11 protein-coding genes are annotated in these 13,542 nt (G+C 60.1%); 10 read left to right on the top strand and 1 reads right to left on the bottom strand.

Annotated elements, in window-relative coordinates:
* Position 1 precedes the first annotated feature (1 nt).
* From nuoL to ACE3PP_RS15525, 6 genes are read left to right on the top strand one after another with little or no spacing between them, the layout of a single operon-like run.
* Complete coding sequence (gene nuoL / locus ACE3PP_RS15550) at positions 2-1,954, top strand: NADH-quinone oxidoreductase subunit L (RefSeq protein WP_374383898.1); 1,953 nt, start codon at positions 2-4, stop codon at positions 1,952-1,954.
* A gap of 8 nt (positions 1,955-1,962) precedes the next feature.
* Positions 1,963-3,495, top strand: a complete 1,533-nt coding sequence (locus ACE3PP_RS15545; RefSeq protein ID WP_374383896.1) for an NADH-quinone oxidoreductase subunit M — start codon at positions 1,963-1,965, stop codon at positions 3,493-3,495.
* Between the two features lie 19 nt (positions 3,496-3,514).
* The gene (gene nuoN / locus ACE3PP_RS15540; protein ID WP_374383894.1) at positions 3,515-4,951 is read left to right on the top strand and encodes an NADH-quinone oxidoreductase subunit NuoN; all 1,437 of its coding nucleotides are present in this window, start codon (positions 3,515-3,517) and stop codon (positions 4,949-4,951) included.
* Positions 4,948-5,694: a biotin--[acetyl-CoA-carboxylase] ligase gene (locus tag ACE3PP_RS15535; protein ID WP_374383892.1), complete on the top strand. Its 747-nt coding sequence runs from the start codon at positions 4,948-4,950 to the stop codon at positions 5,692-5,694. The genes nuoN and ACE3PP_RS15535 overlap by 4 nt, the downstream gene beginning before the upstream one ends.
* Positions 5,695-5,711: 17 nt before the next feature.
* A complete protein-coding gene (locus ACE3PP_RS15530) occupies positions 5,712-6,485 on the top strand; it encodes a type III pantothenate kinase (protein WP_374383890.1) in 774 nt (257 codons plus the stop codon).
* Positions 6,482-8,146, top strand: a complete 1,665-nt coding sequence (locus ACE3PP_RS15525; protein ID WP_374383888.1) for a ribonuclease J — start codon at positions 6,482-6,484, stop codon at positions 8,144-8,146. The genes ACE3PP_RS15530 and ACE3PP_RS15525 overlap by 4 nt, the downstream gene beginning before the upstream one ends.
* 3 nt (positions 8,147-8,149) lie before the next feature.
* Here ACE3PP_RS15525 and ACE3PP_RS15520 read toward each other — a convergent pair whose 3' ends face one another.
* Complete coding sequence (locus tag ACE3PP_RS15520) at positions 8,150-9,511, bottom strand: hypothetical protein (RefSeq protein WP_374383886.1); 1,362 nt, start codon at positions 9,509-9,511, stop codon at positions 8,150-8,152.
* A gap of 127 nt (positions 9,512-9,638) precedes the next feature.
* Between ACE3PP_RS15520 and ACE3PP_RS15515 the strand changes: the two genes are divergently transcribed.
* The 4 genes from ACE3PP_RS15515 (at position 9,639) to ACE3PP_RS15500 (ending at position 13,471) form a co-directional block, all read left to right on the top strand.
* On the top strand, positions 9,639-10,106 hold the full coding sequence (locus ACE3PP_RS15515; protein ID WP_374383884.1) for a hypothetical protein: 468 nt from the start codon (positions 9,639-9,641) through the stop codon (positions 10,104-10,106).
* A 110-nt stretch (positions 10,107-10,216) separates the two neighbouring features.
* Entirely contained in the window at positions 10,217-11,533 is a 1,317-nt protein-coding gene (gene proS, locus ACE3PP_RS15510; protein ID WP_374383882.1) for a proline--tRNA ligase, read from the top strand.
* On the top strand, positions 11,530-12,777 hold the full coding sequence (locus ACE3PP_RS15505) for a lipoprotein-releasing ABC transporter permease subunit (protein ID WP_374383880.1): 1,248 nt from the start codon (positions 11,530-11,532) through the stop codon (positions 12,775-12,777). Before proS ends, ACE3PP_RS15505 begins: the two co-directional genes overlap by 4 nt.
* Positions 12,770-13,471, top strand: coding sequence for an ABC transporter ATP-binding protein (locus tag ACE3PP_RS15500; protein ID WP_374383878.1), 702 nt, complete (start codon positions 12,770-12,772; stop codon positions 13,469-13,471). The genes ACE3PP_RS15505 and ACE3PP_RS15500 overlap by 8 nt, the downstream gene beginning before the upstream one ends.
* The last annotated feature ends 71 nt before the right edge of the window (positions 13,472-13,542 follow it).

Genomic DNA, 13,542 nt, shown 5'->3' with positions numbered 1-13,542 from the left:
CATGAATCTCGACGTCGCCATCGTTGCCCTTCCGCTGCTGGGCGCCCTCATTGCCGGCATCGGCAATCGCCGTATCGGCGACCATGCCGCGCAGTACATAACAGCTGGCCTGATGCTGGTCGTCATGGTGATCTCCTGGATCACTTTCTTCGACGTGACCGGCAACGGTAATGTGCGTACCACCGAGCTCTTCACTTGGTTCCAGACTGGTGACTTCCGCGCTGCCTGGGCACTGCGCATCGACCAGCTCTCGGCGGTTATGCTAATCGTCGTCAACACGGTTTCGGCGATGGTGCATGTCTATTCCATCGGCTACATGCATCACGACAAGTCGGTCCCGCGCTTCATGGCCTATCTGTCGTTGTTCACCTTCTGCATGTTGATGCTGATCACGGCGGACAATTTCATCCAGATGTTCTTCGGCTGGGAAGGCGTGGGCCTCAGCTCCTACCTCCTCATCGGCTTCTGGTTTGACCGGCCGAGCGCAAATGCGGCTGCCATCAAGGCCTTTCTCGTTAACCGTGTCGGTGATTTCGGCTTTGCCCTCGGCATTATGGGCTGCTTCCTGGTCTTCCACACGGTCGAGTTCAAGCCGATCTTCGAAGCCGTAATCGCGGGTGAGACGCCACCGACCTTTAACTTCCTCGGCTATGAGCTCGATACGCTGACCACGCTTTGCCTGCTGCTTTTTGTGGGCGCTATGGGCAAGTCTGCGCAGCTCTTTCTGCACACATGGCTGCCTGACGCCATGGAAGGCCCGACCCCGGTCTCGGCACTCATCCATGCCGCGACCATGGTGACGGCCGGAGTCTTCATGGTCTGCCGCCTGTCGCCGATGTTCGAATACGCCCCCTATGCCAAGGAGGTCGTGACCGTGGTCGGTGCCTCGACCGCCTTCTTTGCGGCGACCGTGGGTTTGACGCAGAACGACATCAAGCGCGTCATCGCCTATTCGACCTGTTCGCAGCTCGGCTACATGTTCTTTGCGGCCGGTGTCGGTGCCTATGGTGCCGCAATGTTCCACCTCTTTACGCACGCCTTCTTCAAGGCGCTGCTGTTCTTGTGCGCCGGTTCGGTCATCCACGCGATGTCGGGCGAGCAGGACATGCGTAAGATGGGCGGCATCTATAAGCTCATCCCCACGACATACGGTCTGATGTGGATTGGCAACATCGCGCTGGCTGGTGTCGGTATTCCGGGCGTGTTCGGTTTTGCTGGCTTCTATTCGAAGGACAGCATCCTGGAGTCCGCCTTCGCGGCGCATTCTGGTGTCGGGATGTACGCCTTCTGGCTCGGCATCATCGGTGCGGTGATGACGGCGTTCTATTCCTGGCGCCTCATCTACCTGACCTTCCACAACGAGCCGCGTGCTTCCCATGACGTTATGCACCACGTCCATGAAAGCCCGAAGGTGATGCTCATTCCGCTTTTCGTGTTGGCGATCGGCGCCGTCTTTGCCGGTTTCATCTGGCATGAAGGTTTCGTCGGGACCGAGATGGAGCATTTCTGGGGTGAAGCGATCCACTTCGCTGCGACCAATGAAGTGCCGCACCATGCCCATGACGTTCCGCTGTGGGTGAAACTGCTGCCGCTCGCGGCCGGCCTCTTCGGCATCGCTTTTGCAAGCTATGCCTATCTGGTGCAGCGCGGTCTGCCCGGCTTCTTTGCCAGCGCGTTCCGTCCGCTTTACCTGATGTCCTACAACAAGTGGTATTTCGACGAGCTCTACGACGCCATCTTCGTCAATCCGGTGAAGGCACTTGGCCGCTTCCTTTGGAAGAAGGGCGATGGTGCTGTCGTCGATGGCACAGTCGATGGGCTCGGCTGGCTTACCGGCGAATTCTTCGCCAAGCGCGCCAGTGCCCTGCAATCGGGCTATGTCTACCACTATGCTTTCGTCATGCTGATCGGCATCGTCGCCTTGGTCAGCTGGTACATTTTCGCCTTTAAGTGAGAGACGTGATGAGCGCCAGCATGCCCATCCTCAGCCTGACGACGTTCCTGCCGCTAGTGGGCGCGGCGCTCATCCTCATTCTGAAAGGTGAGGAAAAGGCCGTTGCCCGCAACGCACGCTACATTGCGCTGTGGACCTCGCTCATCGTCTTCGCCATCTCGCTGGTGATCTGGTTCGACTTCGACCGCTCGGTCGTCGGCTTCCAGTTCGAGGAAAAGGCAGAGTGGCTGCCGACCCTCAACATCAATTACCATATGGGTCTCGACGGCATCTCGATGACATTTGTGCTGCTGTCGACTCTGCTGACGCCGATTTGCATCCTGGCCAGCTGGGAAGCGGTCGAGAAGCGCGTCAAAGAATACATGATCGCCTTCTTGGGCCTAGAGACGCTGATGGTCGGCACCTTCTGTGCCCTCGACTTCATTACCTTCTACATTTTCTTCGAAGGCGTCCTCATCCCGATGTACCTGATCATCGGTATCTGGGGCGGCCCGCGCCGCGTTTATGCCTCGATCAAGTTCTTCCTCTTTACCCTCGCGGGCTCGGTGCTGATGCTGCTGGCGATCCTTGCCATGTACTCCATCACCGGTACCTCCGATATCCCGAAATTGATGGCCTACGCCTTCGACACCGGCATTCAGAAGTGGCTATGGCTGGCGCTTTTCGCTTCCTTCGCCGTAAAGGTGCCGATGTGGCCGGTCCATACCTGGTTGCCCGACGCCCACGTCGAAGCGCCGACGGCTGGTTCGGTCATTCTAGCCGGCGTGCTCTTGAAGATGGGCGCCTACGGGTTCCTGCGCTTCTCGATTCCGATGCTGCCCGAGGCGTCGGCCTATTTCACGCCGCTCGTCTATTTCATGAGCGTCGTCGCGGTCATCTACACGTCGCTGATCGCCCTTGCCCAGGAAGATATGAAGAAGCTCATCGCCTATTCGTCGGTGGCGCATATGGGCTTCGTTACGGCCGGTATCTTCTCGATGACCCAGCAGGGCCTCGAAGGTGCGCTGTTCCAGATGCTGTCGCACGGCATTGTCTCCGGTGCGCTCTTTCTCTGTGTCGGCGTCATCTATGACCGGCTGCACACCCGCGAAATCGCGCGCTATGGCGGCCTTGTGCATCGCATGCCGAAATATGCTGTCGTGTTCATGATCATGACGATGGCTTCTGTCGGTCTCCCCGGCACCAGTGGTTTCATCGGCGAGTTCCTGGTCATGGTCGGCGTCTTCCAGTCCAGCACCTGGGTGGCTCTGCTGATTGCGACCGGCGTCATCCTCGGTGCCGCCTATATGTTGTGGCTCTATCGCCGCATCATCTTCGGCGAACTGGTGAAGGAAGATTTGAAGACCATGCTGGATCTGTCGCTGCGCGAGAAGATCGTCTTCGCGCCGCTGCTGATCCTGGTCTTCTGGATGGGTATCTATCCGATCAGCTTCACGTCGATCTTCGGCCCGACAGTCACCGATTTCATCCAGGATTACGCGCCGCGCATGGAGGCCCTGGCGGCCCCGGCGGATGCGGCTCCTGCTGAAGCAACGCAGTAAAGGCGAGGGCAGTCCCGTCATGACGTTCACCGACCTCAATCTTGGCCTCGCCGCGCCGGAGATTTTCCTGGCGATCGCCAGCCTCGTGCTGCTCGTTGTCGGCGTCTCGCTGGGTGACAAGCATATGCGCCTGATTGCCTGGGCCAGCGTTGTGTCGCTGGCTGTTGGTATCTTTCTCACTCTCTCCGGTGCCGAGAGTGGCTTGGCGTTCCAGGGGTTGTTCGTGGCCGACGGCTTTGCCCGGTTTGCCAAGGTTCTTTCCTTTGGTGCGGCTGCCGTCGCTATCATCATGTCGCTCGACTATGCCGAACGCGAGAATATGGCTCGTTTCGAGTTGCCGATCCTGATGCTGCTGGCCAGCCTCGGCATGGCGTTGATGATCTCAGCCAACGATCTGATCTCGCTCTATGTTGGCCTCGAACTGCAATCGCTGGCGCTCTACGTCGTTGCCGCTATCCGTCGCGACACGGTGAAATCGACCGAAGCCGGCCTCAAATACTTCGTCCTTGGCGCCCTTTCTTCCGGCATGCTGCTCTACGGTTCGTCGCTGATCTATGGCTTCACCGGTTCGACCAATTTCTCGGTCCTGGCGAGTGTGCTTTCGGGCGAGGCCGGTCTTGGCCTCATCGTCGGCATCGTGTTCCTCTGCGCCGGTCTTGCGTTCAAGGTCTCTGCCGTTCCCTTCCACATGTGGACCCCCGATGTTTACGAGGGTGCGCCGACGCCGATCACGGCCTTTTTTGCGGCAGCTCCTAAGGTCGCAGCGATCACGCTCTTCACCCGTGTCCTTGTCGGTCCGTTCGGCGACATGGTCGGCCAGTGGCAGCAGATCATTATCTTCATCTCGATCGCTTCAATGGTGCTCGGCGCCGTCGCCGCGATCTACCAGAAGAACATCAAGCGCCTGATGGCCTATTCATCGATCGGCAACGTGGGCTATGCCTTGGTTGGTCTGGCAACGGGTACGCAGGAGGGTGTTTCTGGTCTGCTGACCTATATGGCGATCTATATCGTCATGACGACGGGTGCTTTCGCGGTCATCCTCGCCATGCGCCGCAGGGGGCAGGCAGTCGAGGAGATCAGCGATCTCGCTGGTCTGTCCCGCTCTCAGCCGGGCCTTGCCTATGCACTTGCCATCTTCATGTTCTCGATGGCCGGCATCCCGCCCTTCGCCGGCTTCTTCGGCAAGCTGTTCGTCTTCATGGCGGCGATCCAAGAACATCTGTATGTGACGGCTGTTGTGGGCGTGCTGGCCAGCGTGGTGTCGGCCTTCTATTACATTCGCATCATCAAGGTGATGTTCTTCGACCAGCCGACCGAAGGTTTTGACCGGGTCACACCGACGCTTCGTATCGTGCTCGCCGTGACGGTTTTCGTCATCACCTTCGGCTTCCTGGCGGGTTCGCCGTTCTTCGACATGACGGCCGACGCCGCGAGTGTGCTCTTCGCCGAATGAGCCTGATCTTCCGCGTCGAGACCTTAGCGGAAATCGGCAGCACCAATGACGCGCTGAAGGCGCGTGCGCTCTCCGGCACCGAAGAAGGCGTCGTGCTGCGTGCCGACGTGCAGACGGCCGGGAAGGGGCGCCGTGGTCGCAATTGGGTATCTGAAGCCGGCAATCTCTATATGTCGATGCTGCTGCGGCCTGGAAAGTCGCCGGCCGAGGCCGCGACCCTCGGCTTCGTGGCGGCGATTGCCTTGGGTCGGCTCCTTCGCGCGGTGCTATCGGTCCCAGTGCAGCATAAATGGCCTAATGACGTCCTAGTGGATGACCGCAAGATTTCAGGCATCCTGCTCGAATCCGGCGGAGTAACCGGTGGCAAGGTAGATTGGCTGGTGCTTGGGATTGGCGTTAACCTGCGGCACCATCCGGCGGAGACTCTCTATCCGACCACCGATCTCCTTGCAGTGGGTGGTCCTGCGCTCACACCGGACCAGGCCCTGGATCTGCTGCTCGGCGAATTCCATCCGTTGTACGAGGCATGGCTTGCCAGTGGCTTTGCCGGGGTCCGCGCAGACTGGCTGGCACATTGCCGGGGGCTGGGCGAACCGATCGTGGCGCGCCTAGAGCGGGAAGAGATTTCAGGCCGTTTCGAGGATATCGACGCCGATGGGACGCTGCTGTTACGAATGAACAGCGGAGAACTGAAGCGCGTCGCGGCGGGCGATATCTTCATGGTGCCGCGGCCGGCCGCGTGACGAGAGGGAAGGGAACAATGCTTCTCGCGATCAATGCCAATAATACCAACGTGAAGTTCGCGCTATATGACGGCGACAAGGCCGTGGGGGACTGGCGCATCAAGACAGAGGCCGCGCGAACCGCAGACCAATATGTGGTTTGGCTCAATCAGCTTCTCGCCATGAAAGGGCTGACGCTGAAGGCAATCGACGCGGCCATCATCGCCACTGTGGTTCCGCAATCGCTGTTCCATCTCAACCTGCTCTGCGAGAACCATCTCGGCACAAAGCCGATGGTGGTGGGCGATCCGGCTGTTAAGCTCGGGATCGAGGTAAAGATGGACATTCCAATGTCTACCGTTGGCGCAGATCGCCTGGCCAATGCAGTCGGCGGACACCTCACCTACAAAGGCCCGCTGGTCGTTGTCGATTTCGGTACCGCGACCACCTTCGACGTGGTCGACCAAGGCGGCAACTATATCGGTGGTGCCATTGCCCCTGGCATCGTGCTCTCGGTCGAGATCCTGCATAGCGCCACGGCCATGCTGCCGCGTATCGTTGTCGAGCGACCCAGCCGCGTTATCGGCAAAAGTACGACCGAAGCCATGCAGTCCGGCATCTTCTGGGGCTACGTCGGCCTTGTGGAAGGCATGGTGCAGAGGATTTCGGAAGAATTTGGCGCGCCGCTTGATGTGGTGGCAACCGGGGGCTTGGCACCGCTCTTCCACGGCAATACGCCCGTGATCACTCATCTCGATCCCGATATCACCATGCGGGGTCTTGTCGAGATTTATCGCCGCAACCGCTCATGATCGATCCTTTCAAGCCCGGCAAAGACGAGCTCCTGTTCCTGCCCTTGGGCGGGTCCGGCGAGATTGGCATGAATCTCAATCTCTACGGCCATAACGGCAAGTGGCTCATGCTCGATCTCGGCATCTCGTTTGGCGATGACAGCATGCCGGGCATCGACGTGGTCATGCCCGACCCGACCTTCATTTCCGAGCGTGCGGCCGATCTGGTCGGGATCGTGCTGACCCACGCACACGAAGATCACATAGGCGCGGTTCCATATCTTTGGAATCGATTCCGCTGTCCGCTTTACGCGACACCATTCACGGCCTCCGTTCTACGCCGGAAGCTCGCCGAAGTTGGGCTTGAGCAGGAGGCCAAGATCACCATCATTCCGATGTCGGGCAGCCGCGAGATCGGCCCCTTCACGGTCGAACTCATCACACTTACCCATTCGATCCCCGAACCCAATGCCGTCGTCATCCGGACGGCGCATGGCGCGGTGCTCCATACCGGCGATTGGAAGCTAGATCCCGAACCTCTGGTCGGCGAGACGACCGATGTCGCGGCCCTGCGCCGTCTCGGCGATGGCGGCGTGCTGGCCATGATCTGTGATTCCACCAATGTCTTCGTCTCAGGCACGTCGGGTTCCGAGGCTGATGTTCGCGCCTCGCTGATGGATGTGGTTGGTCGCCTGAAGAACCGGGTCGCGATCGGTTGCTTTGCCAGCAATCTCGCACGGGTCGAAACCATTGCGCGGGTTGCGGCGGCACATGACCGTCATTGCGCCCTTATCGGAAGGTCGCTTTGGCGCATGCTCGAATCCGCCCAGGAGAACGGCTATCTGACCGACCTTCCCAAGTTTGTCACGGAACATGATGTCGGCTATTTCCCGCGTGAAAATATCCTGATGATCTGTACCGGCAGCCAGGGCGAGCCACGCTCGGCATTGACGCGTATTGCTCGCGGTGAGCATCCGGTGCAGCTCGAGGCGGGCGATGCGGCCATCTTCTCGTCGCGTGTCATTCCCGGGAATGAGCTGTCAATCAATCGTCTTCACAATGACCTCGCCAAGCGTGGCGTCGAGGTGATCACGGACCGCGATGAGGATGTGCATGTCTCGGGTCATCCCGCCCGCGACGAGCTTGCTGAGATGTATCAGATGGTCCGCCCTCGTATCGCCTTGCCGGTGCATGGCGAAGCGCGCCATATTCAGGAACATGTAGCTTTCGCCAGGGAATGCCAGGTGCCGGAAGCCTTGGCGCCCGAGAACGGCATGCTCATCCGGTTGGCGCCCGGCCCGGCCGAGATCGTGGCGCGCGTGCCCGCCGGCCGCTTGGCCCTTGACGGAAAGGTCCTGGTATCCGCCGACAGCGAGGCGATCCGCCATCGCCATCGTCTCAGCTTCAACGGCGTCATCATGGGCTCGGTCGTCGTCGACAAATCGGGCAAGCTCTTGGCGCCGCCCCAGGTTTCGTTCGAGGGGCTGATGGATGCCGCGGCGGCCGGCGATGCCATCGCCACCATACAGGCAGCAATTGCCGAGGCACTGGTCGAATTGCCGAAATCAAAGCGCTCGGACGACGCCGAGGTGGCGGAGGCCGCTCGGCTTGCGGCGCGGCGTTGGTATCACAAGACCTATGACAAGAAACCAGTGACGAAGATCCACGTGATCCGAGTCTGACCGCTAGCCGCGCGACATAAATCCGTTGCGCCCGAACAGATAGATGATTGGGCCCGAGGGGAGCAGCGACAGCAGTTCGGCCAGCAGGAACGGTAGTGCCATCCAGCCGATCGCAGAAATGAACCGCAGGGCCTCGGCCTCAACCAGACCCACCGCCAGCACCAGGAAGTCGATCAGGATCATCGCGACCAGCAGGGTCAGCAAGGCATATTTGCGCACATCATTGGCGCCACGCTGAAAGCCTAGCGCGGTCAGCAACAGTGTGGCCAAGACGGCGACATGGCTGCCGGCAAGGGCTGCGGTTCTGCCCTCTACCCACATGTCGATAGGGAAGGGACGGCCAAAAGGGGTTGCACCGTCCAGCAAATGCCACTGCCCCGTGATTGTTTCCATCCCTGCCCACAAGACCAGGGCCGAAACCAGCATGATCTGGAAGAAACGGGCGCGGTGGCCATAGTGGCGATAGATCCAGGCGAGTAGCACGATACTCCAGGCAAGCCCCATGGCACTGTCGATCAGCGACAGAAGCAGGACCAGCAATAAGGCGAAGCCCCAAATAGCGGCTTCCACCACTGGTGGCTCGGCCGTCTCGTCGGCTGCCAGCACGAAGAGTGGGGCGATCCCCAGGGCCATTACTGCGGCTGCTAATAGCATGGTGCCGTCGCTGAGTACGCTGGGCCCGAAGCCGAGCGTCGGCAGCGTGACACCAAGGAATAGGGCCATCAGCATCGGGATGATGGTAGTCGTACTCTGCTCGCGCAGCGAACTGCCGATCAACGTTCCGGCCATGGCAAGGCTTGCAACAAGAAATGGCAAGGCGACGACAAGCAGGACGATGCGCGCATTGTCCCCATCGCTCGAAAGCTCGAGGAGGCTGACCAGAATCCCGAAAGCCGATTCCATTGCTGGTGGATCGGTGAAATGAACGATCGCCAGACCAGCAAGGGCGATCGCCGGGATCCAGACCCACAGCAGGTCTATTCCATGCCGTTCGACGCAGGTGACGATATGCTCGACCGCTGCTGCTGCCGTCAGCAGGGCGGCAATGGCGAGCCCAACCCAACCCAATGCTGTCAGCCCGGGAAGAATGAAGAGAGCGCAGACGATTGCAGGCCCCATCAGCAGGTCGCGGCGCGCAATGACCCGCAGGGCAGGCAATCGGTCAATGAGAGTGGCCGGAACGAGGAGCGGAAAGGCGAGGGAGAGCCAGGCAATGGCAACAGGCAAGGGTTGCGGATTGAGCTCCGGCCGCAAGACCGGCAGACAATCCGCAATCATGACACCAAGCCCGGCAGTTGCCAGACCGATCTGGCGCAGCCGAGTCATCGTGTTGGCCGCTGGCTCCTCCGAAAAGGGACCTGCCATCCGCTATCTCCAGCTTCCCCACCACCAGCATCCCTGCCCAATCGCCAGCGACGGGCCGAGACGGAAATAATCTTTCGTCACCAGAGCGTTACTCGCGACCCGCTGGGCATGCTGCTAGACTGCTTGCATGACCAGCCAAATCCTTGACCCGACCGAGCCCATCCCTGTGATCGATCGCCGCCGAATCGCGATTATTAACGCGCTGCTGGCCATTCTTACCTGCTTCGCTGGAGCATTGCCAGCAAAGGCGGATATTGCCGTCACCCGGGAGGATTGCGCCCGGCTGGTCAAATACCGGCAGGCGCCGGGCGTCGAATATCAGCCCGGAATCGACGTGCGCGGGAACCCCGTGGCGCCGGCCGATCTGGGCGGCGGGTACCAGATCAAGCCCCCGGAAACGATCATTATTCCGATCGAAATCCTTATCCAGGACAGGTTCCACATCCCGGCCAACTCGGCACTTTGGAATGCCAAGGCCCAGGTCGGGGTGGTCACCGTCAAAGGTGATCAGGTCTTCTACGAAGGTCAGCTTCTCGGGGATGCCGAGGCGGCAGCCTTGGAAGAAGTTTGCCGAGAACGGGCGGGCCAGCCCTAAAACCCTATGGGCCATTGGCTTACCAGCCGCCGCGCTTGTGGACAGGTAAAGGGGCATTGCCTAAAGTCCCCCGCCGATCAACGACCATTCTCGAGCCCAAGGCCTTTTCCATGCGTTCCAGTCAATTCTTCATGCCGACCCTCCGGGAGAACCCCTCGGAGGCCCAGATTGTCTCTCACCGCCTGATGCTGCGCGCCGGCATGGTGCGGCAAGCCAGTGCGGGAATATATTCCTGGTTGCCGTTGGGTTTCAAGGTGCTGAAGAATATCGAGCGCATTGTTCGCGAGGAGCAGGATCGCGCCGGTTGCCAGGAAGTGCTGATGCCGACGATCCAGTCGGCGGACCTCTGGCGCGAGAGCGGTCGCTATGACGATTACGGCAAGGAGATGCTGCGCATCACCGACCGCCATGACCGCGAGATGCTCTACGGTCCCACGAACGAGGAGCAGATCACCGAGATTTTTCGCAACGCCGCGAAGAGCTACCGCGACGTCCCGAAGATGCTCTATCACATCCAGTGGAAGTTCCGCGATGAGGTGCGTCCCCGTTTCGGCGTCATGCGCGGCCGCGAATTCCTGATGAAGGACGCCTACAGCTTCGACCTCGATCAGGCCGGTGCCAAGCGGGCCTATAACAAGATGTTCGTCTCGTACCTGCGCACCTTCGCGCGGATGGGCTTGCGCGCGATCCCGATGGCGGCGGATACCGGGCCGATCGGCGGCGACCTCAGCCACGAATTCATCATTCTCGCCGACACCGGCGAGAGCGCCGTCTTCTGCGACAAGAGCTTCATCGAGCGCGATGTGCTGTCGCTCGACATCGACTACGACAGCGATCTCGAGCCATTGGTGAAGCAGTGGACGACCGACTACGCCGCAACCGACGAAAAGCACGACGCCGCGAAGTTCGGCGCCTTGCCGAAGGACCGCCAGGTTGAAGCGCGTGGCATCGAAGTCGGCCATATCTTCTATTTCGGCACAAAATATTCCGAGCCGCTGCGTGCTCAGGTGCAGAATCCGGAAGGCCAGACCGTTCCGGTCCATATGGGCTCCTACGGCATCGGTGTTTCGCGTCTGGTGGGTGGTATCATTGAAGCCAGCCACGACGACAAGGGCATCATCTGGCCGGAAAGTGTTGCCCCCTTTAAAGTCGGCCTCATCAACCTCAAGGCTGGCGATGCCGTGACCACCCCGATGGCGGACGAACTCTACGCCAAGATGCGCCGCGCTGGCATCGAAGTCCTCTATGATGACCGCGATGTCCGCGCGGGTGAGAAGTTTGCGCAGATGGATCTCATCGGCCTGCCCTATCAGGTCGTGGTTGGTCCGCGCGGTGCCGCCAAGGGCGAAGTGGAGTTCAAGCTCCGCAAGACCGGCGCCGTCGAGGAAATCTCGGCCGAAGCGGCACTGAAGAAGCTCGGCGCATGATCTTTTCCGCCTTCGAGCGCCTGGTGGCGATGCGCTATTTGCGCGCGCGCCGCCAGGAAGGCTTCGTGTCGGTCATTGCGCTGTTCTCGTTGCTGGGAATCGGTCTCGGCGTGGCGACGCTCATCGTCGTCATGTCGGTGATGAACGGCTTCCGTGCCGAATTGCTCGATCGGATTTTGGGATTTAACGCGCATCTGTCGATCAGCGCCAACAGCGGCTCGGTCCAGGACTACGACAAGCTCACCAATGTCCTGCGTGCTTTGCCCAGCATCGCATCAGCGACGCCGATCGTCGAAGGCCAGGTCTTTCTGACGGGGCAGGATGGTGGTGTCGGTGCCATCCTTCGCGGCGTGCGCCTTGAGGATTTGAAGGCCAAGGCGCTCATTGCCGACAGCCTCGTCGCGGGCTCCATCGATGGCTTGCGGAACCCGGACGGAATCATCATCGGCCAGGCAATGGCGCGCGCCATCCGTGCCGGGATCGGCAGTGAAGTGACGGCGATTTCGCCGGACATCAATGTGACCATGGGCGGTGCCATTCCACGCATGAAAACGTTCACGGTGGTCGGCATCTTCAATGTCGGCATGTACCAGTATGACAACACCATCGCCTTCGCGAATTTGAAGATGGGCCAGATTTACTTCAAGGTGAAGAACGGCGCGACGAACATCGAAGTGATGGCGAAGAACATCAACAATCTGCCGACGGCCAAGTCGGAAATCATTGCCTCGATCGGCGACGGTTACCATATCGGCGATTGGCAGGAAGCGAACCGCGACTTCTTCACTGCCGTTGAAGTCGAGCGGAACGTCATGTTCCTGATCCTGACGCTCATCATCGTCGTTGCTGCCTTCAATATCATCAGTGGCCAGATCATGATGGTGAAGGACAAGGCGCGGAACATCGCCATCATGCGGACGATGGGCGCGACCCAGGGCATGATCCTGCGCATCTTCCTGCTGTCGGGTGCCAGCATCGGCATCGTCGGCACGATCTTCGGCTGCTTGCTGGGCGTCGCATTCGCTGCGAACATCGAGACGATCCGGCGCGGGCTTGAGAGCATCACAGGCACGGATCTCTTCAACGAAACGATCTATTTTCTCTCCAAGCTGCCGGCGATCGTCGATCCGTTGGAAGTGGCCTTGATATCGGCGATGTCGCTGGTCCTCACCTTGCTGGCCTCGATCTACCCTGCCTGGCGCGCCGCGCGTCTCGATCCGGTGGAGGCCCTCCGCTATGAGTAAGGGCCACGCCAACAATGGCGACGTGGTGCTGGAATTGAAAGGCATCCGGCAGAGCTTCGCTCAGGCCGACGGGCGCCTTGAGGTCATTCGCAATGCAGATCTGATCCTGCGGCGTGGCGAGATGGTGGCGTTGATCGGCCCATCCGGGTCCGGAAAATCGACGTTGCTGCATATCACCGGTATGCTGGAAAAGGCCGTGGACGGTGAAATCATTGTCGGTGGCAAAACGATGAATGCCCTGGGCGACGACGCGAAGACGGCGGCGCGCCGACAGACGATGGGCTTTGTCTACCAGCATCATCATCTGCTGCCTGAGTTCTCGGCGCTGGAGAATGTGATCATTCCGCAGATGATCGCCGGAAAATCGCGCAAGGAGGCGACGCCGCGCGCGATCGATCTTCTCACGCGCGTAGGTCTCGCCAAGCGCCTCGACCACCGGCCTGGCAAGCTTTCCGGTGGTGAGCAGCAGCGTGTCGCCATTGCTCGCGCCCTGGCAAATGATCCAAAAATCCTGCTGGCGGACGAGCCTACTGGAAACCTCGATCACAACACATCGGAAGATGTGTTTGGGATGCTGCGCAATCTTGTTCACGATTTCGGCGTGGCGGCGCTGATCGCCACGCACAATCTGGAGATTGCGGAACGCATGGACCGGGTGGTGACGTTGCGCGACGGAGAACTCGTCACCGCCTAAAGTCGGATGGCCGGTCATTGGCCCGTCATGTCTCTGACCGCAGAATGTCACGAAACGCGGTTATAGCGCCC

The organism is Dongia sp., from assembly GCF_041910485.1.
Taxonomy (GTDB): Bacteria; Pseudomonadota; Alphaproteobacteria; order Dongiales; family Dongiaceae; genus Dongia.
Note: the sequence above shows the minus strand (reverse complement) of the source record. Positions and strands in the feature narration are given on the sequence as shown.

Excerpts from the sequence above, each read along its gene's own strand:
- ACE3PP_RS15515 (WP_374383884.1), top strand. The coding sequence starts at position 9,639 with ATGACCAGCCAAATCCTTGACCCGACCGAGCCCATCCCTGTGATCGAT.
- ACE3PP_RS15530 (WP_374383890.1), top strand. The coding sequence starts at position 5,712 with ATGCTTCTCGCGATCAATGCCAATAATACCAACGTGAAGTTCGCGCTA.
- ACE3PP_RS15525 (WP_374383888.1), top strand. The coding sequence starts at position 6,482 with ATGATCGATCCTTTCAAGCCCGGCAAAGACGAGCTCCTGTTCCTGCCC.
- ACE3PP_RS15505 (WP_374383880.1), top strand. The coding sequence starts at position 11,530 with ATGATCTTTTCCGCCTTCGAGCGCCTGGTGGCGATGCGCTATTTGCGC.
- proS (WP_374383882.1), top strand. The coding sequence starts at position 10,217 with ATGCGTTCCAGTCAATTCTTCATGCCGACCCTCCGGGAGAACCCCTCG.
- nuoL (WP_374383898.1), top strand. The coding sequence starts at position 2 with ATGAATCTCGACGTCGCCATCGTTGCCCTTCCGCTGCTGGGCGCCCTC.
- ACE3PP_RS15545 (WP_374383896.1), top strand. The coding sequence starts at position 1,963 with ATGAGCGCCAGCATGCCCATCCTCAGCCTGACGACGTTCCTGCCGCTA.
- ACE3PP_RS15520 (WP_374383886.1), bottom strand. The coding sequence starts at position 9,511 with ATGGCAGGTCCCTTTTCGGAGGAGCCAGCGGCCAACACGATGACTCGG.
- ACE3PP_RS15500 (WP_374383878.1), top strand. The coding sequence starts at position 12,770 with ATGAGTAAGGGCCACGCCAACAATGGCGACGTGGTGCTGGAATTGAAA.
- nuoN (WP_374383894.1), top strand. The coding sequence starts at position 3,515 with ATGACGTTCACCGACCTCAATCTTGGCCTCGCCGCGCCGGAGATTTTC.
- ACE3PP_RS15535 (WP_374383892.1), top strand. The coding sequence starts at position 4,948 with ATGAGCCTGATCTTCCGCGTCGAGACCTTAGCGGAAATCGGCAGCACC.